Source organism: Nitrospira tepida, from assembly GCF_947241125.1.
Taxonomy (GTDB): Bacteria; Nitrospirota; Nitrospiria; order Nitrospirales; family Nitrospiraceae; genus Nitrospira_G; species Nitrospira_G tepida.
Window position 1 is genome coordinate 3,035,501 of sequence record NZ_OX365700.1, and the last position, 22,086, is coordinate 3,057,586.

The 22,086-nt window shown below is 59.3% G+C and carries 17 protein-coding genes; all 17 read right to left on the reverse strand.

The features are described 5' to 3' along the window. Positions 1–15: 15 nt before the first annotated feature. The 17 genes from QWI75_RS14385 to QWI75_RS14465 all read right to left on the reverse strand — a co-directional run bounded on the left by QWI75_RS14385 (position 16) and on the right by QWI75_RS14465 (position 22,082). Positions 16–1,152, reverse strand: coding sequence for a glycosyltransferase family 2 protein (locus QWI75_RS14385; RefSeq protein ID WP_289269273.1), 1,137 nt, complete (start codon positions 1,150–1,152; stop codon positions 16–18). 7 nt (positions 1,153–1,159) lie between these two features. After that, a complete protein-coding gene (locus tag QWI75_RS14390; RefSeq protein WP_289269274.1) occupies positions 1,160–2,464 on the reverse strand; it encodes an aminotransferase class V-fold PLP-dependent enzyme in 1,305 nt (434 codons plus the stop codon). Next, positions 2,461–3,504, reverse strand: coding sequence for a FemAB family XrtA/PEP-CTERM system-associated protein (locus QWI75_RS14395; protein ID WP_289269275.1), 1,044 nt, complete (start codon positions 3,502–3,504; stop codon positions 2,461–2,463). The genes QWI75_RS14390 and QWI75_RS14395 overlap by 4 nt, the downstream gene beginning before the upstream one ends. A 23-nt stretch (positions 3,505–3,527) precedes the next feature. Further along, positions 3,528–4,937: a glycosyltransferase gene (locus QWI75_RS14400; RefSeq protein WP_289269276.1), complete on the reverse strand. Its 1,410-nt coding sequence runs from the start codon at positions 4,935–4,937 to the stop codon at positions 3,528–3,530. Positions 4,938–5,034: 97 nt separating this feature from the next. Next, entirely contained in the window at positions 5,035–6,282 is a 1,248-nt protein-coding gene (locus tag QWI75_RS14405; RefSeq protein ID WP_289269277.1) for a glycoside hydrolase family protein, read from the reverse strand. Positions 6,283–6,298: 16 nt separating this feature from the next. Further along, positions 6,299–7,294: a methyltransferase domain-containing protein gene (locus QWI75_RS14410; RefSeq protein WP_289269278.1), complete on the reverse strand. Its 996-nt coding sequence runs from the start codon at positions 7,292–7,294 to the stop codon at positions 6,299–6,301. 102 nt (positions 7,295–7,396) lie between these two features. Continuing rightward, positions 7,397–8,518, reverse strand: coding sequence for a non-hydrolyzing UDP-N-acetylglucosamine 2-epimerase (gene wecB / locus QWI75_RS14415; protein WP_289269279.1), 1,122 nt, complete (start codon positions 8,516–8,518; stop codon positions 7,397–7,399). Between the two features lie 62 nt (positions 8,519–8,580). Beyond that, on the reverse strand, positions 8,581–10,542 hold the full coding sequence (gene asnB / locus QWI75_RS14420; protein ID WP_289269280.1) for an asparagine synthase (glutamine-hydrolyzing): 1,962 nt from the start codon (positions 10,540–10,542) through the stop codon (positions 8,581–8,583). A 155-nt stretch (positions 10,543–10,697) separates the two neighbouring features. Continuing rightward, positions 10,698–11,702 (reverse strand): UDP-glucuronic acid decarboxylase family protein, encoded by a 1,005-nt coding sequence (locus tag QWI75_RS14425; protein ID WP_289269281.1) that lies wholly within the window; start codon positions 11,700–11,702, stop codon positions 10,698–10,700. Positions 11,703–11,740: 38 nt separating this feature from the next. Next, on the reverse strand, positions 11,741–12,799 hold the full coding sequence (locus tag QWI75_RS14430; RefSeq protein WP_289269282.1) for an SGNH/GDSL hydrolase family protein: 1,059 nt from the start codon (positions 12,797–12,799) through the stop codon (positions 11,741–11,743). A 136-nt stretch (positions 12,800–12,935) separates the two neighbouring features. Next, entirely contained in the window at positions 12,936–14,780 is a 1,845-nt protein-coding gene (locus tag QWI75_RS14435) for a carbamoyltransferase family protein (RefSeq protein ID WP_289269283.1), read from the reverse strand. A gap of 67 nt (positions 14,781–14,847) precedes the next feature. After that, entirely contained in the window at positions 14,848–16,017 is a 1,170-nt protein-coding gene (locus QWI75_RS14440) for a glycosyltransferase family 4 protein (protein ID WP_289269284.1), read from the reverse strand. Positions 16,018–16,071: 54 nt separating this feature from the next. Beyond that, positions 16,072–17,214, reverse strand: a complete 1,143-nt coding sequence (locus tag QWI75_RS14445; protein ID WP_289269285.1) for a hypothetical protein — start codon at positions 17,212–17,214, stop codon at positions 16,072–16,074. A gap of 10 nt (positions 17,215–17,224) precedes the next feature. Then, positions 17,225–18,559 carry a glycosyltransferase family 4 protein gene (locus tag QWI75_RS14450; RefSeq protein WP_289269286.1) on the reverse strand — a complete coding sequence of 445 codons (1,335 nt, stop codon included), beginning with the start codon at positions 18,557–18,559 and terminating at the stop codon, positions 17,225–17,227. 46 nt (positions 18,560–18,605) lie between these two features. After that, entirely contained in the window at positions 18,606–19,838 is a 1,233-nt protein-coding gene (locus QWI75_RS14455; RefSeq protein WP_289269287.1) for a glycosyltransferase family 4 protein, read from the reverse strand. A 16-nt stretch (positions 19,839–19,854) separates the two neighbouring features. Then, positions 19,855–21,072: a glycosyltransferase family 4 protein gene (locus QWI75_RS14460; RefSeq protein ID WP_289269288.1), complete on the reverse strand. Its 1,218-nt coding sequence runs from the start codon at positions 21,070–21,072 to the stop codon at positions 19,855–19,857. Positions 21,073–21,209: 137 nt separating this feature from the next. Next, entirely contained in the window at positions 21,210–22,082 is an 873-nt protein-coding gene (locus tag QWI75_RS14465; protein ID WP_289269289.1) for an SGNH/GDSL hydrolase family protein, read from the reverse strand. Positions 22,083–22,086 lie beyond the last annotated feature (4 nt).

Consider the following 22,086-nt stretch of genomic DNA (forward strand, 5'->3'; position numbering starts at 1 on the left):
TCTTATATATGACCCCTAGCGTTTTGAAGGATCCCAAGAGAGAATGCGATCCCCTCGCAGATACCGGAACCAGGCATCCAGGATCGACAGGTTTACCATCACAAAAAACGACGGCAACCGCAACATGGCGACCTTCGGCAGCCGCTGGGACCACAGATAGAGGACTGCCAGGCCATAAAACGCCGCCTGCCCCCAGAACAGCGTCCGATACCAGCCCGGATTGAGGGCCAGCAGGCCGTTCGTGACGAATGCGAGGATCAACGCGAAGGGCACCATCCAACGGCAGAGCTTGTGGCTGATCAATTGCCACGCGAACAGATGATACTTGAATGGATTCAGCAACGCGAGACTTCGCATAAATACGGAAATCCCCCGGACCACCGTCCGCACCTTTCGCTCATATTCCTTGCGCTCATCCGCCAGGTTCTTATAGTAGCCGACGCTCTCCTCGTCAGACACGCCTCTCAGCCCCTTCTTGACGCTGTTCAAGAGGGTATTGAAGTCGCTTTGCAGATCCGAGGCCCAATCCAGACAGACCTCGCGGCGCGCGGCGAAAAAAGACCCGCTGAGCCCGACCAGGCTGTTCACGGTCGTTTCCAGCCGTCGTAGCCACATCTCGTACTGCACATAGGCCCCTTCACCGCTCACCCGTCCGTCCTGGTCGATGAAACAATCGACACTGCTGACGCAACCCACGCTGGGGTCGGCAAAATTCTTGAGGATCGTACTGATGCCATTTGGCGGGAGCATGGTGGCGACATCCGAAAATACCAGGATGTCGCTTGATGTCGATTCGACGGCAAATTTTTGGGCCGCCTCCTTGCCGCCCTTGTGGGGCAGCCGAACCAGCCGGATCCCGGACGGCTGAAATGATTGTACGATCGGATCGGTGCGATCCGTCGAACAATCCGATGCGATCACGATGTCCAACCGGTCCTTCGGATAGTCTTGCGTCAACGTATTCTCGATCTTCTCCCGAATCCGTTTCTCCTCGTTGTACGCCGTGATGATGAAGGTCACCGACGGCTGAATCAGCCCCTTTCGCACGACCTGTCTTCGAACCGTGCCAAGACACCACAACAATAGTGGATACCCCACATAGGCGTACCACACGAATAGGACCGAGAGCCAAAAGAGCAATGCTATCAGCATGGCCGGCTTACCGATGAGAACGAGGGGACGACGCCCACGTGGACTCAGCTCTGGACGTTGCTCGGACGGCGGGAGACGAAAGAGAAGCCTCCGGTCCGCCGTCAGTCTTGCGTCCAGCCACACTCAGATCTCGTAGGACCTGACACAGCCTGGCCCTGTCCGCTGGTCGCACAAACCGATGGGTCGGGAGCGTGACCAGCCGTTCCACCACCTCCATCGCACCAGGATATTCGCGAACCGCCAGCCGATCCTGCAATTCCGGAATCTGTTGGATGGTGCCGGGATACGCCCCACTGATCCCCAACCCAAGCGCAGCCGCGCGCGCGCACAGGGCCTGCTTCACCGCACGGTCTCGCACCAGCACGGGAAGGCGCAGATAGGAGGCTTCCGGATCGGTTACGGCCTGCGCCTCCGGGGCAAGGGCGGCCAGCTCTTGAATGAACGCCTCAGCCTGCTCGCGGCGCGTCCGGTTGGATTCGTCAAGCCGATGGCGCCACCCAACGAGCGTGGCGGCGCGCGCCTCGGCCATCTGTTCAACCGGAAAGTCTCGATAAAATCGCGTCTCCCCCAACCCGAGACACGGCAATCCCGCCGGCAACCAATAGAGCGGCGGGCGAATGAAGACCTCGGTCGCCATCAACTCTGCCAGCTTCACCGCAGCGGTCCATCGCGATTCCTCTGGAAGCTGGTCATACCCCTCCCGAATGGCTGCGGCGATGGCAGCCGACCTCGTGACGATCACCCCGCCGCCGCCGCTGGACAGGTTCTTGCCGCGACCGAGGCTAAAAAATCCCACGTCTCCGGTCGTGCCGAGCCATCGCCCCTGCCGACTGCCTCCCATCGCCTGGGCGGCATCCTCCACCACCGTGATCCCTCGCGGCCGGCACAGGGCTTTGACCCCTTCGACATCGGCTGGCAATCCGAACAGATGGGTCGGCAGCACGCAGAGCGTGTCCTCATCGAGCGTCCTCGCGAGTTGCGCTAAGTCAAGATCCAGCGTGGCTGGAGTGACATCGCAGAGCGCGACCTCGAGCCCCGCTTTCACGACAGCCGACGGCACCGAGTAGCAGGTATAGGCGGGCATCACTACCTTGCGGTTCGACGACAACCGCTTGAGTCCGGACAGAATCAACGCCAGCGCGGCCTTGCCGGACGAGAGGAGAAACACATGGTCGGCGCCGAACATGTCGCGCAGCTCATGCTCCAGCCGGTTGCGATGGGAGCCTCCCGCCAGGAGCGCGGCGCATCCCGCGAAGAGCCCTCGAAGCGGAACCGGCGCGGCGGTCGGCGGCAATGTGGATTGGATCTTCATGGCAAATATTTGACGATACGCGGACCGAGCAGGTTGGCAATCGGCAACGGCAAGGTCCGCCAGAGCGAGATGGCCAGTCGGTATCGTGGATTGTGGGGGTTCAGCTCGGGCAGCGGCCTGTCGTCCTTGAGCCAGTAATACCAATACAACGGAACCGGCTTCGCTCCCCATTGTTCCTTGAAGCGATAGGTTCCGCTGTCCAGGGTCGATCGCCCGAAATCGAACACCTTGCACCCCTGTTGGCAGGCATATTCCAGGACCGAACTGTACAGCAGCATGTTGGGGGCCAGCCGATCATACCGCCGATCCGAGGAGGCCCAGGGAATCTCCATCATCTCCCGAAACGAATAGACCAAGCCCGCCGCCACCGGATGCCCGTTCCATGAGACCGAGCAGACGGCGGTTTCCTTCGGAAAGGTCTCCAGGATGGTTCGAAAGAACCCTTTTCCATAAACCGGAGTCCCGAGATCCCGCATGTTCCGCGAGAAGACGCGATAGAAGTCCTCCAACAGATCTGCCCCGCCGACCTTCACCGTCATCCCTTCCTTCTGGGGCCGGCGAATCTGGCTCCGCAGCTTGGACGGGAAACTCTTGAAGAGCGTTTGGAAGTCGCTCGGGAGCGACAGCCGCATCGAGACCTTGTGGTCCTTGCATCGCCATGCGATCGGCAGCGGTTGAGCTTGCCGGATTTCCACGTGGCTTGCGCCGAGCGCTTTCGCCTCTTGGGCCGCTGCCTCCAGCAGCTTCTCCCTGACCGCTCGATCAGCCGCATCTACCCCGCCATAGTTGAGAAAGGGCATCGAGACCAGAAACCGGCCGAACAGCCGGCTCGACAACAGGACCAACGGCAGCACGCCGCGTATCTCCCCGTGACCATCCCGGGCCATGAGATAGACGGTCCGATGGCCGCAGGTCTGCTCGATCACCTGCCGCCAGGCGGCCAGGTGATAGCCGGTCGCGGTGGGAGAATCGAGCACATAGCGGTCCCAGAGGCCGCCGGCCGCTTGATCCCTGTCCAAATTTTCGATCCGGCATTCCATCGTATCTCGACGTCCAGCCTGCGCTAGCCCGCATTCCTTCGATGTCCGTCCCGATGTTCGTTCCACACGTCGTCCAGGACGCGCGCAAGATCCGCGGTCAGGCTTCGATAGTTGAATCGGTCGATCTCTTCCTGAGGCGGGGGCGACAAGGCTTGCCGTCCCTCAAGCAAATCGGTGATCACGCGCCGGATCTCGTCCCTATCGTTGCGGCAGGCCAGGCCGAGCCGGTGCCGCTGGACGAGGTTGGCGGTCGCTCCCTCCCCTCCAACCAGCAGCAGCGGGCGTCTCGTCGCAAGGTACTCATAGATTTTCCCCGGAATCTGAAGCGGAGAATCCGGCTGGATCACGAGCAAGGCATCGGCCTCGCGCATCTGTTGGAGACATTCCTGATATGGCACCGGCGGTTCGCGCGTGAGCAGCCCGACTTTTTCCAGCCGCTGTGCCAGGTCTTCGCATTGCGGCTCCGCGACCTCCCAGGCGCCGATGAACCTGAGACGCAGCCGTTCACCGGACAGCCGCCCTTCCCGATGGAGATAAGCGAGGGTCTGAAAGAGCACCGCGGGGGTGCGCTTCCCGTATACCGTCCCGAAATGGCAGAGTTCCAACCTCGATCCCCTCGCCCGTTCCCCGAGACTTCGACCGGCCGTCCCCGTGCCGGCGGAGCCCACGGCAAACGAATCCGGATCAAAGCCATTGGTGATGGTCAGGGTTTTGCCGGCCAGCCCAGGATAGTCCTGTTCCAGTTGCACCCGCAGTTCATGCGTATTGGTCATCACCCTACTCGCGCCCTGGCAAATAGAGCGCTCCAATCGCCTTGCTGAGCCGTTAAGATACGAGGACGAAAACGATATGTAGGGGTTGCTGGTCCAGGGATCGCGGTAATCCACCACATAGGGAATTCCCCAGTATTGCGCGAGATGCTGACCGACCAGGTGACTGGTCCATGGTCCTCCCGTTGCCCATACGATGTCCGGAATCTCCGACTGCGGCCATCCCTTGGCAACAGCCGCCGCCGGCTTGAGCCAGGCGCATTGCGGGTCTGGAAATGCAAATAGCCGGTCCAAGACCACATCCTTGAGCGTCCCGAGCCATCCGCTTTCCGCCGGACTCTTTCCGTTCGACTCTTGGACTCGTGATGCCTCGGGCTGCCCGTCCTTCTTCGAACTCATGGCGGTCCGCAATCGATCCCGCCAGGCCACCAACCGCCGGAGGGGGTTGCCATGCGGGACCGTCTCAACCTTCACGGTAGATGGGAGCTTGGCCATCAGTTGCCGATCCACCGGGTGAGGCGGATGCACGGAGGCCGGATCGGTCGTGAGCACGCGCGGCAGCCACCCGCAGGATTCGAGATACCGGCAGAAGGAGAGCGGACGCATGGCCCCACTGGCGGCCACCGGCGGAAAGTAATAGGCGATGATCAAGATGTTCTTCATGGGGGGATCGATCGGGCAAGACCACCGCGAGAGGCTGCCGTCCTTCCCGGCGTGTGGTCAAGTCGGCGGGCGCTGCCGGACCTGCGGCCGTCTGGAACTAGCCGGCCACGGCGGTCTTGACCTCTTTCATCTTCAAGCCATCTGCCGCCCCCTCCGCCTGCTCGTCGAGAAGGAGCGCATCCACGTAGAACTTGGTCGCCCAATTGAGCACTTCAAAGCGGCCGTAGTCTCCATCGAAGGGACTCGATCCTTTGATGCCCCCCCGGAGGCCTCCGTTCTCGCTCACGCAGTTCTGTGAGGCCTTCAAAAACCTGAGAAGCCGACGAGCCCCATCGAGAAATCTCCGATCGCCCTCTTTTAAAAACAGGCGCAGCCAGATTCCTGCCAGTTGCGCATTGCCGGTCAGGCAGCTCCAGGCCACGGTTCCCTGCCAATGATGGTTCAGTCTCCCCGGCACGCTTCCGTCCTCGCGGAGCGTCCCCAACAACCTTTCGGCGCTCATCTTGGCGCTTTGAAGATACTCCGTGCGGTTCAGCAGTTCCCCGGCCCCCCAGATGCCCTCAATGGCATAGCTGATGGTATGCAACAGCGGCGCGGCAGAATCCGTGAGACAATTGTTGCGAAACCATCCATTGGCATTCTGCTGACTGAGGCTGAATCGGATGTTCCGCTCCCCTCCCTCGACATAACGCGGGTCTCCGGCACATTGACCGAGAAGGAGCAGCGACCAGCCCACGCGAGAATTGTAGGTGGTGGAGGTGGGATTGGCGAATTCCGAGTTCCCCTTCACCCACCCGCCGTCGTTCTGTTGCACCGCCAGGAGATAGTTGCCCGCCCTCTTGGCCGCGTCGAGGTATCTGGCATCTTGCGTTTCCTGAAAGGCGGCGACCCAACCGAGGATCACCTGCCCCGTATTGAACACCGCAGGGGTCGGGTGGTGGTTGAGCACGCCTCCCATGACCGCTCCGTTCGGCATCTGCACCTGGATTTCCCAATCCGCCATGGCGAGCGCGCGGGACTTGAGATCCGGATCCTGCAGATACCGGCCGGCATCCAGAAACGTCGGAATGATGTAACCGGTCGTTTCGGGATACGATTGCTGCCATCCTTTTGCGCGGAAGAACGGATGCCAGGCGGAGCTGTAGGCCCGCGACACCCCCCGGTCTGGCGTGGCATCCTGGGCCCGCTTGATCCATTCCACCGCTTCCCGCAGATGAAATCGGTTCTCCTTCACCACGACCCCGCGTTGCTCCGCCTCCCGGCGCAGTTCTTGATACGCTTCCTGGTTGTAGAACCTGGAAACCTTCACGCGATGCTCAAGGCCCTGGATCACCCGTTGAATCATGGCGACGAGGCTCCGGTTAGGAGGCGGCTTTGGTCGACTTCATCACGATCTTTTCCATGACATAGCGAAGCGGAATCATGGAGCCGAACAGTTTTTCACCGGCAAACGCGGTCGCATAGTAGGTGCGCAGCAGGCCGGGCGCATGCCTTTCCAGAATTCCGTTGACGAAGAACGTGTCGAAGAGATACTTGTGAAATCCGAATCCCACCCCCCGGCCTTGCAAGTCGCGCATGCGATTCTTTTTGAGCCAGCCCTTGACCTCAAACCAGTGGTTGTAGTTGTCGTAGTTCAGCCCCCACTCGGAGAACGGCGACAGGGACCGGAACAGCAACTTGAACGGCGCGTTGAAGACCGGCTGGAGTCTGGACATGCGGATTTCCTTCCAGATCGTTTTCAGGTTCCACGTATTGTACAGCTCCAGAATGAGGTCTCCATCAACCTTCGTGACGCGACAGAGTTCCTGGACGGCCTCCTCTTGCTTCTTCAAATGCTGAATCACCCGGCAACTGATGACCGTGGTGAAGAGATTGTCTTTGAAGGGCAGGTGCTCCAGCTCGCAGCAGACGTGAAAATGTCCGCGTTTCCGCCGTTGCGCCGCTCGCAGGAGATTGAGCGAGGCATCGATGCCGACCGACACGGTCGTCGGAGGCAGCGTTTCCAGGAAGCGTCCGTTTCCGCATCCTGCATCAAGGAACAGACCCAGCTTGTTCTGATCGAAATAGTAGGTCAGTCCGTAGATCTCTGATTCGTGGTTATAGATGCCGAAGATCGAGCCGGCCCCTTCGACATTCGCATCGTACAGGTGCGCCTTGTCTTCGGCATCCCAATAGCGCGTAAAGAGATGTTTCATCTCGACTTCGACATTGCAGGGGAACAGCACCGGAATGCCGTCGACGATCGGGAACACGAACGCGCAGGTCGCGCACGAGAACGCCGATTCGTCGTTTCGCAGGGTCAGGTCGCCCTTGCATTTCGGACAACACAACATGCCGTAAAAGTCTGCTCTATCCATGGCTTTGTTATCCCTTTTGCTCAGATCTTCACCCGATGCTGCATCCGATTCTCTTGACAGGGAAGCGCGCCGTGGACGTCCGGCGCGGCGGACACCCATCCCTCACCGCCCGCTGAACTGATCGAGCAGGATCGTAACAATGCGCTCCGCGGCCTGACCATCCCACAGAGGAGGAGGAGCCGGGGGTTGGACGGGGTGATCGAGGACCTTGGCGGCCTCGGACACGATTCGGGAAGGGTTCGCCCCGATCACCCGATTGGTTCCGTGCGTCACGGTCACCGGCCGCTCCGTGTTCTCCCGGAGCGTCAAACACGGAATCCCCAGCACCGTCGTTTCTTCCTGCAATCCTCCGGAGTCCGTCAGCACCATTCTCGCGCTCGCCACCAGGGCCATAAAGTCGAGATACCCAATGGGGTCCATGCACCGGATGCCCGTGGCCGGCGCTGGTCCATCCCCGAAATGAAGACAGGCACGGAACCGGCCCAGCGATTTCAGCGCTCCGATCGTCCGGGGATGAACCGGAAAGACGAGCGGGCACCGTTGGGCGACCACGCAGAGGGCCTCGATGAGCCCCTCCAGAATCCTGACATCGTCCACATTGGAAGGGCGATGGAGCGTTACCACCCCATACTGGGCCTTGTTGAGCTGGAGCTGCTCCACAATGTTGGAACGGGTCCAGAGCCGGCGTGACGATTCGAGGGAATCGATCATCACATTGCCCACGAAAAAGATCTTGTCCGGGGCGATGCCTTCCGCCTTCAGATTCTTCTCTCCACTCTCCTCGGTCACAAACAGCAGATCGGACACCGCGTCGGTCACGAGCCGATTGATCTCCTCGGGCATCGACCGATCATAGCTTCGCAGCCCGGCCTCGACATGGGCCACCTTGATCTTGAGCTTGACCGCCGTGAGGGCGGCGGCCATGGTTGAATTGACGTCGCCCACCACGAGCACCAGGTCCGGCCGCTCGCGCTCCAGCACGGGCTCCAGCCGCTTCATGACCTCCGCCGTCTGCACGGCATGCGTGCCGGACCCGACTTCCAACGAGACGTCCGGCCGTGGAATTTCCAGATCCTCAAAAAAGCGCCCGGCCATGCTCGCATCGTAGTGCTGCCCCGTGTGCACCAGGATCGACTGAATCCCGGAGCGCCTGCGCATGGCCCTGATGAGAGGAGCGATTTTCATGAAATTCGGCCGCGCTCCGACGACACTGACAATCTTCATACGATCCTCACAGACATAGACGACTCACACGCATCGCGAAAGGAACCATTCACCTCTCCGGGCTAGGCCGGCACGGCCGCCTGCGGATGTCCTCCATCGGCCCCCCTCGTTTGGATCGCAACAGGCCCATCATCCGGCCGAACGGCCTGCTCTCCCATCAGATCCGCGACCATCTCGAATTCAGCCAGATGGAACAGATCATGGTGCACATCGATCTCGCCCCGCTTGTGCCGTTCGAGATCCTTCACGACGGTGCTGACATGGTAAATGCCGCGTTCCCGAACCGCGCGGCTGGCCAGCAAGTCCGCCATGGGCTCATAGAGATCATGAGCAAACCATTTCCGCCCCGCCGTCGGAAAGCCCATCTTGTCCGGCCGTGCCCGCACCGATTCGGGAATGCGCCCTCGCATGGCCTCGCGCAGGATGAATTTATTCCAGGGTCCCCGCACCTTCCATTCCGCCGGGAGGCCGAACAGCAGCGACACAAGCCGATAATCGAGAAACGGGAGCCGGGTTTCCACCGAATGCGCCATCGAATTCCGGTCCTCGATCCGGAGATACAGCGGAAGCGGCGCATTGGTGACCCCGCGTTTTAAAACGTCATTCAGACGATTGAGGCCAGGTGCCCGCTCTCCGTGTGGAACGCGCGAACTGAGCTCCTTCGTGAACCACGGATTGTTCAGAATCTTGCGGCCGTACCGCCGGTCCGATAACGCGCGATAGAGGGGGACCCCATGAAGCACGGTCATCAGGAGACTCACGGATGCCTCCTTGAACGAGTGGAACGGGCTTCCTCCGTGCACCTCGGTATAGGCGCGGATCTCCGCCCAGGCCTTGTTGAACCGTCCCTCGCCGAGCAGCTCACGCCAGTGGTCGAGAAAAAAACTGAAGTAGCCGCCGATCGTCTCGTCCGCCCCCTGTCCGTTCAGCACGACCCGAATGCCATGGCCGGCGACCAGGCCCATCAATCGATAGCCGACCGTTGCGGTCATCGTGTGGACCGGCTCATCCTGATACCACAACATCCGCCGGACATTCTGCCACAGGTCCATCGGATCCGTCTGGAGTTCCCGTAGCTGGGCTTTCGTCTCGGCCAAGGTATCGGCGATGTACTTCGATTCATCAAACTCCTTGGCCATGTAACAAAAGGCCTGGAGCGGCCCCGAGGCCGATTGGTCGCCTTCATTCCGCTGCCTGGCCGCGGCGCAAATAATCGACGTCGAGTCGAGGCCTCCCGAGAGGCACACGCCAACGGGCACATCGCTCCGCATGCGAAGCCGCACCGCCTGTTCGAACAGGTCGGCAAAGGCCGCCGGCGGGTCATGGACGTCGACGGACGGCAGGTGGTCCAAATCCCAATAGGTCCATGATTTCCACCTGCCTTCCAGATCCAGCTCGAAGGCCGACCCCGGAGGAATCGGATCGATCCCGTCATAGAAACTCTCGCCGCGGTCGTCCAGGTGACCTTCGATCAGGAAGCGGGACGCGATCGTCCAATTGACGCCTCCCCGGTACAACCCGGAGGCGCGGATTGCTTTGATCTCGGACGCCAACAGGACGTACTCCCGTTGCCGGTGGACGAACAGCGGTTTGACCCCGAACCGGTCACGCGACCCGAACAGGCGTCGATTCCCCTTGTCATAGATGATGAACGCCCACATGCCGTTCAGTTTCGGCAGGCACTCCGCGCCCCACTGGCGGTAGGCATTCAGCAGAACTTCGCTGTCGCCCGTCGACCGAAATCGATATCCGAGATCGACCAACTCGCGACGCAGCTCCACATAGTTGAAAATTTCCCCGTTGAACACGAGCACGAATCGGCCGTCGTCGCTGACCATGGGCTGATGGCCGGCCGGGGAGAGATCGAGAATGGCCAAGCGCCGGAACCCGAGCCCCACGGAACCGTCAAGGAATAGGCCGCTGTCATCCGGACCGCGATGGACAAGGCTCCGGGTCATCCGGTCAAGCGCCGCCTCATCGACAGGCCTGCCTGCCATTCCACACATGACCGCGATACCGCACATGTTGGCCTTCTTGATCCTTGGGTTCAGGCTAGTCCGTGGGCGTCGCAAAGACAGGCCGCCTCATGAGAGGCACGTCCAACCAGCCCCTCAGGCGGCTTGGCCGGCCTGCCACCGGATCGACTACCTCCGCAGGGCAGGCCCGCTCCCACTCGACTTTAAACCACTTGGCGGAAATACTCGATGGTTTTTCGCAGGCCGTCCTCAAGCTCAACCTGAGGTTCCCATCCCAGGAGCATCTTGGCGCGCCGGATATCGGGACGCCGGACCTTGGGATCGTCCGCCGGGAGCGGGCGGTATTCGATCGCGCTCTTGGACCCGGTCAGCCGCAGCACGAGCTCCGCAATGTCTTTCACCGTCAACTCACGAGGATTGCCGATGTTGACGGGATCATGAATGGTTTCCGGGAGCGGCTGAGAGGATTTGGTGAGAAAGGTGGACCGGTCGGTCCGCTGATCGACCGTTTTGTCCGAGTCCGCCACCAGCAAGTCCGTGATGCCGCGGACAAGATCATCGGCATAGCAGAAGCTTCGTGTTTGGGTGCCGTCTCCGAATATCGTCAACGGCTTCCCCTGAAGGGCCTGTACGATAAAGTTCGAGACGACGCGGCCGTCGTTCGGCCGCATGCGGGGACCGTAGGTATTGAAGATGCGCACGATCCTGGTATCCAAGCCGTGATAGCGATGGTAGGCCATGGTGATGGCTTCCGCGAATCGTTTGGCCTCGTCGTACACCCCCCGGGGACTGATCGGATTGACATTGCCCCAATAGGATTCGGGTTGCGGGTTGACCAGCGGATCGCCGTAGACCTCGGACGTGCTCGCAAGCAGGAGCCGCGCCCCTTTCGCCTTGGCCAGGCCGAGCGCCTTGTGGGTCCCCAACGCTCCCACCTTCAGGGTGGCGATCGGCATTTCCAGATAGTCCTGCGGGCTGGCCGGGGAGGCAAAGTGAAGGATGGCGTCCAGCGGGCCATCCACGTGCAGGTAGTCGCAGACATTGTATTTGATAAAGCTGAAGCGAGGGTGTCCCATCAGGTGCGCGATGTTTTCCGCGCGACCCGTGATGAGATTATCCACGGCGACGACCTCATGGCCTTTCCCGATCAACATGTCGCTTAGATGACTGCCCAAAAATCCGGCTCCGCCCGTGATCAAAATACGCATGGCACGCTTCCTCCTCTAGGACGATGACTCCATTGCGCTCACAGCCTCAGGAACTGGCCGCCGTTTACTGAACTGTTCAGGATATGTGCCTTGAGGACCCCGGCCAGAAGTCGATAGGCGTCGGCTGTCGGATGGCTGTCGTCGTAGTACTCGATGGGTTGTTTCCCGGATTTTCTGGCATCTTCCTGAATGATTTCCTTGGTGGAAAGGTAGGGTATATGGTGCTCTTCAAACAGGTTACGCAGGAACATTTCCCTCCAGTCGGCGGGATCGTTATAGATCCAGTCTGGATAGAAGATAAGAAACAGATGGGGGATGTTTCGCCGATTCAGCTCCGCGACCATCGCAAGGATAATCTTCTCGTTCACCATTTTTTTGATCCTCACCTGGTCTTCCGTCCCAAGGATGAGCTGTCTAATTCTGTAGAAGCGACCATCGCGATTCGCCCACATGCGGGCCAGATAGGACACAATCCGAGGAGGATTCTCCGCGAAAAAGACGGCCGGATGTGGCGAAACAGGCACACCTTTCAACGCAAGCGCCCCGTCCTCCACGCTGAAGAACGGCTTCTGTCCGATTCTAACCGCCAGGGCGCTTCGATCAAGATCCTGGGTCATGATACCCACAATGACAAATGGATTCCGGTAGAGAGGAAGGGACTCTTTCAGAAGCAGATACATCTGGTCCACTCCATAGCCTCCCACACCGTAGTTCAACAGAAAGAACCGGCGACCCAGTTCAGAATCATTGTTCACAATACCCTGAAAGCATTCGTTTTTATTCGCGATCGTCGAGCATTCTGCGAACGAATCCCCGTACAGAAGAATTGGGATTTTGTCTCCTACCTCTCCCGCATTATTATGGAGATAGGTTTCGGGGGAAAAGGTCCCGATCCAGCCCAATCGAGGATGGGGATGTTCCGGCGGCTTGAACCTGCCGCCAAAGAGATAATAGAGCTTCCAATAATCATCATCTGAATCCCATGCGCCGTAGAGATCAGGATTTCTAAAGCGTTGCATGAAGTCCGCTCCAGAAAACAACAGAACACGAAATATCACCTCACACACCACCATCGTGCCGAGCGAGACGACCAGCATGGAACAGGTCCAGAACAGCAGTCTACGAGGAACCAGGCCGCGCATATCTCAGCCCCGGGCACCCAGCGGTTTATGCGCACCCCGGCCTCGTCCCGCCTGTTTCGGAGAAGGCACGTGAGCCGGCTTCCTCATGGGCTTAATCCAGTTCAAACTCCTTTTTCCAATCCGTGTCTTTTTCCAGCCGTGGCTGATCTACCTTGTTTAAGACGCAGTTTTCCAGCACCAGCACGTCCATCTCCGTGCGCATGAAGCACCGGTACGCATCCTCGGGCGTACAGACGATGGGTTCGCCGCGGACATTGAAGGACGTGTTCACCAGCACGGCATAGCCGGTCTTGGCTTCAAAGGCCTTGAGCAGGCGATAATAGCGCGGATTCGTGTCTTCATGGACGGTTTGGACCCGCGCCGAATAGTCCAGGTGCGTGATGGCCGGAATGTCCGATCGCGGGACATTCAAGAGATCGATCCCCCAGAGTTCCTTCTGTGCTTTGGTCATCGGACGGCGCCGCCGCTCAAGAACCGGAGCCACGATCAGCATGTACGGGCTGTCCGCATTCAGGTCGAAGTAGTCCGCCACGCGCTCCCGCAGAACGGACGGCGCAAACGGCCGGAACGACTCGCGGTATTTGATCTTGAGGTTCATCACGGACTGCATTTTCGCACTCCGCGCATCGCCCAGAATACTTCTCCCTCCCAGCGCGCGAGGACCGAACTCCATCCGGCCTTGCAGCCATCCCACCACCTTCTCCGCGGCCAACTCCTCCGCGACCCGCTCCGCCAGTGCCGTGTCGTCCAGCCGCACATACGGCGCCCCCTTTTCTTTCAAGAAGCGCTCAACCTCCTCATTGGAAAACGAGGGTCCCAGATACGACCCGCGCATCTTGTCCCGTTTGCCGTCGGCGACTCTGGGATGCCCTTCGAACTGGTGCCAGACACTCAGCGCGGCGCCCAACGCCCCGCCCGCATCCCCGGCCGCAGGCTGAATCCACAATCCCTTAAAGGGCCCTTCCCGGAGAATCCGGCCGTTTCCCACGCAGTTCAATGCCACGCCGCCGGCCAAACAGAGATTCTCCACGCCGGTCTCCCGATGCAGGGTCCGTGACAATCGCAACATCACCTCTTCGGTTACCTCCTGGATTGACCGGGCCAGATCCATTTCGCGCTGCGTTAATTTGGACTCCGGCTTGCGCGGCGGCCCGCCGAAGACCTCGTCGAACTTCCGCCCGGTCATCGTCAAGCCGGTGCAGTAGTTGAAGTACTCCATGTTGAGCCGAAAGGTGCCGTCCGGCTTGAGATCAAGCAGGTGCTCATAGATCGCCTTCACGTATTTAGGCTCGCCGTATGGGGCCAGCCCCATGACCTTGTACTCGCCGGAGTTCACCTTGAAGCCCGTGTAATAGGTAAAGGCGGAATAGAGCAACCCCAATGAATGGGGGAACGGGATCTCCCAGAGGGGCGTCAATCGGTTGCCCTCCCCTTTCCAGGCCGACGTGGTCGCCCATTCCCCCACGCCGTCCATGCAGAGCACCACCGCCTGCTCGTATGGCGACGCAAAAAACGCCGATGCCGCGTGAGATTCATGATGCTCGGAAAACAGCACTGGCGGCAACTCCGTCTTCGTCATCCCCTTCCCATGGACCAGGAACTCTTTGACCAGAAGGCTTCGTAAGAGCAGTTTCTCTTTCATCCAGACCGGCATGGCTGCGAGGAAGGATTGGATGCCCTTGGGCGCAAACCCCAGGTAGGTTTCCAGAAGCCGTTCAAACTTCACGAGCGGCTTGTCGTAGAACACCAGATAGTGCACGTCTTTCAATTGTATTCCGCCGGCCTGTAGACAGTACTCGACCGCCCGATGCGGAAACCCCGGGTCATGCTTCTTTCGTGTGAAGCGCTCCTCCTGCGCCGCCGCCACGATGTCGCCGTCACGAACCAGGGCCGCCGCACTGTCATGGTAATAGGCTGAGATACCGAGAATATTCATCGCTCACCTTTCCTGTCTGATCTGTGGGCGGCCCAACAACACCTCGGATCTTGTTCCCGTCGGGACGCTATGCCGTTCCGGAACAGAGGCTCTGGAACAGCTCCTCATAGCGAAGCACAAGCTGGCGATAGTCGTACCGTGTTTCGACAGATTGCAGCCCGTTCTTTCCAAGACGCGCGCGCAGTTCATGATCCTGGAGCAGACGCAGAATGCCTTCCGACAGCGCCTGACTGTCGCCGGATTCGACCAACAGTCCTGTGTCCCCGTTCTTGATGAATTCCGGAATCCCGCCGACCCTGGTCGCCACGACGGCCTTTCCCAGCGTCATGGCTTCGAGCAGGACGATGCCGAACGGCTCGGACCTTGACGGCAGCACAAAAAACTCACAATGCTGAAACCACATCGGAATCTCCCGGCTCGGCACTTCCCCGAGCAAGGCCACATGCTGGTCGATACCCAGATCGGCCGCAAGACGCTTCAATCGTGATTCCTCCGGACCGTCTCCAATAATGAGGAATCGATGGCCGTCCAGCCGCGCCTTCAAGCGGGAAACCGCTTCGAGCAGGATATCGAGCCCCTTTCGCTCATACAGCTTGGCGACGGTCAGGATATAGGGGCGCTCCTGGAGGATTTCTCGGCGGCGGGACGCCATGGCCCGCTCCCGGATGCGCTCACATTCGACCCCATAGGGCAAGTAGGAACCTTTGACCTTCACTTTGCCGAACACCTGCTCTGCCTGCTCCAAAAGGCTTGCCGAATGGGCCAATACCCGATCACCACGCCGCACGAGGGCTCGGACCACGGCTTGATCCAGTTTGGACAGCAGATGCAGCGACAGGACGTCGTCCCCGTGCAGGCCGACCAACAGTTTGATGCGACACCAGCGCCGCAGCAGAATGAAGTACATCATATAGGGGAGCGGATACTCTGCGCAGACCAGATCAATCCGGTGCTGTCTCAGAAAACGGGCCAGCCTGAAGAGGGTCGGAATGAAATAGAGTCCCGTGGCTACCATGCCCCGCAGCGGCGCTTCAGGGAACCAGGGTCCCCTCATATAGAATTCATACACCTTGTCGTCGTCATTGAGGGGACAGCGCACGATGGTATCGGATTCGCCGGGCCGCAGGACGAGCACCTGGTGTCCCCGTTGTCCCAAGAACCGGCGCAGGTCTTCCAGGTACGTGGCGACCCCGCCCGTCTGCGGCGTAAAGAATGGCGTGACGAGCAGAATATTCATGCACATTTCCCGGCTAGTCGATCGTGAACCGACGTGACGTCCCCAACCGCATGCCTACGATTCATGCGAACTCCCGAAGCAGGAGATATTCTCCAGTGACAGCCGACGCCGCATCAAGACCGCATCTTGATTGCGGTCACCGGCCTTGCCGCCCTCTTTGGAGTCGATGTAATAGATAAAGAACTCTCTTCCGGTCAGGTGAGGGTCTTCGCCCATCCCGATCAAGGTCGCGTAGATCTGCTCCCCCTCGTCTCCGACTATTTTTTTTACCGGGTTCCATGTGAGACCATCCGCGGATTCGCTCCAGTACAGATCCGCATCGGGAAATGGCGTCCCAAGAATGACCGCCGTGTATTTTCTTGCGCAGGCGTTAAATGCGACATCACTCGGCATAAAGGAATCTTCGCCCTGCTCAACCAGCGCCGTGGATCGGCCTCCAAGGCCGGGCTCCGTCCATGCCCCGTCGTAATACTTCATCCACGGCCACGCCTGCCGCTGATTCACCGCCGCCTCGATCACATCGGACACTTTGGCTCGCGCCACGGCAAAATTCACGCGCGCATACTCGTCCCCATCCTGGAGCAGGTCGGCGAAATACAGATAGAAATACTCGCCCGCCAATGCATACGTGCCCCACCCCACATCCCACGTTCCTCCCTTCTGGAAATATGACGCAGAGACTGGGGTATGGGGCCGCACAATCGGCCCCAAGTCATGCCAAGATCGACCTCCATCCGTCGAGTGCGCCAGCCCAATTTCACTAAAGAAAGGAATATACCCCGGCGGGAAGGTATGGATCTCCGCATGATAGAACAGCAACAGGCTGCCCGTCTTGGGATCCTGATAGATGCGGCCCCCCGCCGCATAGGGGTAATCGTTCCGGAGGCCGGCTATTTCCTGAATCTGCGCCCCGTTGGCTACCGGATTGTCCAGTGTTCCGCCCGTGCGTATTGGTCTGCCCGGCCCGGCTGCAAAAAACGAATAGGCGTCTTGCTCATGGATGATCCCGATCGTTCCATCCGGCCAAGAGTACGGTTTGTCTTTCGTTGCGAGCACGACCTCGGCCGGACCGACACGAACTACGGATTCCGCATCGAAGGTCGCCTTCCGCACCTGCGGCGTCTCCAGCCCACAGGCGTCTAGACATCCGGCTCCGAGGAGCACCAGAAGCACACGATTGAGACGAGTGTTCACCATCGGCTTTCGGTCAATCCCGGCCCTTTCCCATCGGCTCGCGGCGTTGCCGGCACAATTGCAGCAATGTGGCTTGCCACCGCTCGATCATGCGATCCAGACTGAACTCGCGCAAGGCGATGGTTTGTCCCTGCTCAGCCAACTTCCGAAGCGTCTCGGGTTGTTCGAGCAACCCTTCCAGCTTCCTGGCCAGCTCAAGCGAGTCACCCTTCGATATCACCGGCAGATCGGCCAGTTCGGCAATTTCAATGGCGCCCCCGCTCCCGGTCGTGACCACGGCACAGCCCGCCAGCATCGCCTCCACCATCACAAGAGGAAGCCCCTCCTCTCTGGTGCTCAGAAAGATCAACAGATCATGACTCTTGTAGACGTCCGGCATCCGGTCATGGTCGACCTTCCCGAGAAAGGTGACTATCTTGCCCATCCCCAGCTCTTCGATTCGTCTGACCACGCGCTCATAATAGGAACGGTAGGCCCCCTCCGTCGGCCCTGCCACTGACAACCGAATTCTCTGCCGATACGGCGCCGCCATTTGGCCCAACGCCTCAACCGCGGTATGCAACCCGCGATCGGCCGTCAATTGTCCTGCGTACAACACCCGCATCACGCCAGGGATTGGAGATTTCTCCGCAACAGGGCAAAAAAACCTTTCCGCCGGCACACCACCAAACTGGACTTGGGACCGGGGAAAGTCCAGGCCGCCTTCTCGATAGAGCGTTCTCAGATAGTCGCTGACAAAACAAACCAGGCCGGGGCGATTCGGGAAGTCCCTGGTGGGCAGACCTTCCCTTTCCACACGGGCCTCCCACCATCGGGTCAGCCGTCGCAACAAAGGGCGGACCATCGGCGGACCCCATGCGCCATCCCACACTTGCCGCCAGAACCGTGAGGCCTTTTCCCCGGTCGCGCCGTATTCGTCCACCATCCACGGATATTCAATCCAATGGACGTCGGGAATGCCCCATCGCTCCGGCAACGGCAACAGCAACTTGGTGATGCCGTTCATGTTCCACCAATTGATCACGTCCGGGCGAAATTCACCCAGAATTTCCACAAATCGACGGGCATCGGCGAGTTCTCTCTTGACCTGGAAGACCACCCACGGACGAAACGGTTGCTGAGGTCCGAAGGCATCGTTATGCAGCCAGCGGTCCACCCGCACCCCTCCGATCATTTCCGTGGCTCGTTGATACCGTGTGCCGAATCCTACTGGAAGCCCATAGACGGAAGTCAGCACGCGAACCTCATGTCCAGCCCGTTGAAGCGCCTCGGCCACTTGGGCGCAGCGGACTTCATACCCTCCATGGTAGAAAGGCGGGTAGAGATTGCTGACCATCAGAATCTTCATGCTCATCTCAACGGACCGGCGCGGACCGCCTTTTGCTCCTCAGAGCTTACGCCAAAATGACGTCGGACACGCGAGTCATGACCCGCTCGATATCAAAGCGTTCGTGAACCCATTGCTTAGCCTCTTCCCCCATTCTCCGGCGCTCCTCTTCATGAATCAGCAAATAGCCGATAGCCTGGCAGAGTTCTTCCACCGATCCGGAGGTGAACAGCAGCCCGGTTCGGCCATGGCAGACGATCTCTCCTGTCCCGCCTACATCCGACGCGATACAGGGCACTCCCATGGCCATGGCCTCGGCAAGCGACAGGGGCAACCCCTCATTCTCAGAAGACAGGACCACCACGTCGGCCATTCTCAGGTAGGGTCTGACATCATCAACATGGCCCACGAACGTCACAAGGGTCTCGAGATTCAATGTCGTCGCCTGCGCGCGCAGTTCCCTCTCTTTTGGCCCTGAGCCGAGAATGAAACAACGCCAATCTCTCTGGGATCGAGAGAGCATCGAGAGGGCATCCAACAGAAGATCGATTCGCTTCACCTGGGACAGCCGGGCGATACATACGATCGTGAAGCAATCAGAGCCGGCGGCATCGACCGCCGGCTTTCTCCTTCCACCGTGTTCTGACGCAAAGCACCGGAGGTCAGCTCCGTTGTGAATAGTGATGGTCCGGTGCTCCGGATAGCCGTACTCCATGGTTAAGCGCCGGCGGAGGGCTTCGCTCACACAGATCGTGGCGTGAGCCAGCCGTCCTTGTAGTCGTTTGGCTAGCAGGAATCTGGTCCGCCACCCAAGCAGTCGCTTGATCAGAGACCCAAGGCCCTTCCCTCCGTCCGATTGCGGAGCAGGGTCCCACATCAATTGCTCAATACAGACCAGCCGCCTGGCGCCGCACAGCCTCGCCGCGATATAGGCTGAAAGCGGGAAGAGGTGCGGAATCCCTTTCGCGAACACGATCACATCAGGCCGATAACGAGTAAAAATCCGCCAGTATCGGGGGAACTTGGCCCATGTGATCCTGGCATGCGCGACCACGCGCACATGCGGGCACTGGCCCAGAAATCGACTATAACAATCCTCCGCCAGGCAGACGATGATGCAGCGGGCCCGGCCTTCCAGCCGGCGGACCAGCTCCACGACATGTTTTTCTGTTCCTCCGTACTCTGGTGTCTGGCTCAGAACAAGGATCAGCGGCAGCGGCTGAGCAGGGCGCCCCGTTGTCTGGGTTGGTTCCTCCGTTTCGTCGAGGCCGACACGAGTGTCGTTTTCGGGAGCGGACAAGACCACGAATCTTTCCCTATGTCCCGGTGAGCGTCTCGACGATCCGGTCGGTCGCGTGATCCCATGAAAACCATTCTGAGGCGAGCTTCCTGGAGCCTTCCCGCAGCCGTCGTCTCAGGTCCTCGTCCTCTATTATTCGTGCCAACCCGGCGGCCATCGCGTCCGCATCTTTGGGAGGGCACAGCAGGACATTGTTCCCCTCGACGAACTGTTCGTCCAGCGTGGCTCCTCTGGTCGCCACAACGGGCAATCCGTGCGCCGCGCAGGCGGCAAAGGAGCTGTTGTTCATCGCGACTCCGAGATCATGCGCAAAGACGCAGGCATCGACGGCGTAGAGATAGCGCGAGGCCTCGTCACTGTCGGTTTCATATTCCCCCGTCCAGATCACCTTCTCGTCGATGCCCAACTGCTTCGGAAGCTCGCGCATCTCTTCCGCGAATCGCGGCCGCCCCGGAAATTCCCGGGCGATGACCCCTCCCACCAGCACCAGCCTTGTCTGGGGATATCGGCGGCTCACCCGATGAAACGCATGAATGACCGTTTCCACCCCTTTGGGCGGATAAATAAACCCGAAGTACACGATGGCGAAATCCGAAGGAGACAACCGCAACTTCGCGCGTGTCGCGGCACGAGCCTCATCGTCCACCGCGGTCGTCATGGTAAGCAACGGCGGAGGCGGCACGAGCACGCTCTTTTTCTCGATGTTCGCATAATGATCGGTCAGCATCGCGCAATGCCCATGGCTCATGACGATGATCCGATCGCTATCCCGCAAGAGCGTCCCGAACTCGTAGGAGGAGTCCATCGGGGAAGCCCAGGCTTGAACGAGTTTTCTCACGGCTCGACTCAGTTGTGAGCGCCGGCCGGGATTGCTTCCGCTCGGATAGGCCAGCATGCTCACGAACCGCTTCCCCTTGAGAAGCGACCGGCATATCGTGGCCGCGAACGTGATCATGGGATGCTCGTGATACACCCATCCGATATAGAACAACAATACGGCGTCCGGACGGGAGCGGGTGATGAACCGCATAAGCCGCGGCAAATCTTTCCAGGACCAGTCCCGCATGATCGGATGGACGGCAAACGGAACGTCTTGTGTCCACTGATTGGCCTCACTGGTCAAGACGTGCACATCCATCCCCTTTTTTGCCAGGTAACGGCATTGATGGTAGGCGTGGTCGGCCTCCCCTGCCCGCATCGGAGGAAAGGCCGCACTAATGAATAACAACTTCACAAATGCACCCTGGCCTTTTATAGGTGCTCACAAGGCATACGCGTCAAAATTGAATCTCGCCGCTTGAAGACGCTTCCCATTCAACAGCGCTTCAACGTGATTGCACCTGATCAACGTCACTTGGACTGCCGATACCGCTATTCACAAGGACAACGTAACGTCACCGTAGGCTTACCATGAGTGGGGCGCACTGCCGACAACTGCTTTAGAACGTGTGGTAACAAGCACTCGGCCAGGTGACGCTCACCTTCTGGCGTATAGTGTAACCCCGTCGCCAAGAAACGCCGCGATTCTTCCAACTGGGCAATGCAGGTGGTGCCGTCAATGAAGTCGATACCGGCGTCTTTTAAAACGCCATGACTTACAGGTGCGCGATAGCGAACCTTGTATCCGTAGTCTTCCATCATCGGGAGGTAGACTATCAAAACGCGCAGGCTGTTCTTATCCGCCAGATCGAGGAAAGCCCTAAAGAGTGCGCTATTGACGTCATGGAGCGCTGTATCGAACACTTCGGGATCGACAACGTTATAAATGGGATACAAAGTTGTGAGGAAGCGAAACACATAGGAGGCGTATAAATGCTCCCAGTGACGTTGTTCCCACTCAGCAGTGTGATACCATCGATCATAGGCTATAAACGGTAAGTCGTAGATTGCCTTTGTTGCATAAATTTCGTGAGGATGCGGGAGTGGCGCATTAACAACGACAAGTTCGCCATCTCTGAGAGCAAAACGCGGTGCCACCCATGGGCAATCCGGCCATTCCAGCCCCATCAGAAAACAATAGATTCCCAATGTGCGATCAAGCGCTCCGTCAGTAAAACCAAGAATGACCAAGTCCGGGTCGTGTGGCAGAATATCACGTTCCAGCCGCAAGTACATTTGCCCGATACTATAGCCGGGCACAGCAAAATTGATGACCTGGCAGTTCGGTCCGAGCCTCTGCTGCAAATAGTAATTCCACGTGTCTTCAAACCTTGCTTCCTCCCCAAAGGTAAAGGAATCTCCCAACAGA

Coding starts and splice junctions, on each gene's coding strand:
- QWI75_RS14395 (WP_289269275.1), bottom strand. CDS start 3,504: ATGGAATGCCGGATCGAAAATTTGGACAGGGATCAAGCGGCCGGCGGC.
- QWI75_RS14405 (WP_289269277.1), bottom strand. CDS start 6,282: ATGATTCAACGGGTGATCCAGGGCCTTGAGCATCGCGTGAAGGTTTCC.
- QWI75_RS14450 (WP_289269286.1), bottom strand. CDS start 18,559: ATGAAGATTCTGATGGTCAGCAATCTCTACCCGCCTTTCTACCATGGA.
- QWI75_RS14435 (WP_289269283.1), bottom strand. CDS start 14,780: ATGAATATTCTCGGTATCTCAGCCTATTACCATGACAGTGCGGCGGCC.
- QWI75_RS14430 (WP_289269282.1), bottom strand. CDS start 12,799: ATGCTGGTCGTCTCGCTCGGCACGATGGTGGTGTGTGAGGTGATATTT.
- QWI75_RS14390 (WP_289269274.1), bottom strand. CDS start 2,464: ATGAAGATCCAATCCACATTGCCGCCGACCGCCGCGCCGGTTCCGCTT.
- QWI75_RS14385 (WP_289269273.1), bottom strand. CDS start 1,152: ATGCTGATAGCATTGCTCTTTTGGCTCTCGGTCCTATTCGTGTGGTAC.
- QWI75_RS14440 (WP_289269284.1), bottom strand. CDS start 16,017: ATGAATATTCTGCTCGTCACGCCATTCTTTACGCCGCAGACGGGCGGG.
- wecB (WP_289269279.1), bottom strand. CDS start 8,518: ATGAAGATTGTCAGTGTCGTCGGAGCGCGGCCGAATTTCATGAAAATC.
- QWI75_RS14425 (WP_289269281.1), bottom strand. CDS start 11,702: ATGCGTATTTTGATCACGGGCGGAGCCGGATTTTTGGGCAGTCATCTA.
- asnB (WP_289269280.1), bottom strand. CDS start 10,542: ATGTGCGGTATCGCGGTCATGTGTGGAATGGCAGGCAGGCCTGTCGAT.
- QWI75_RS14445 (WP_289269285.1), bottom strand. CDS start 17,214: ATGGTGAACACTCGTCTCAATCGTGTGCTTCTGGTGCTCCTCGGAGCC.
- QWI75_RS14400 (WP_289269276.1), bottom strand. CDS start 4,937: ATGAAGAACATCTTGATCATCGCCTATTACTTTCCGCCGGTGGCCGCC.
- QWI75_RS14410 (WP_289269278.1), bottom strand. CDS start 7,294: ATGGATAGAGCAGACTTTTACGGCATGTTGTGTTGTCCGAAATGCAAG.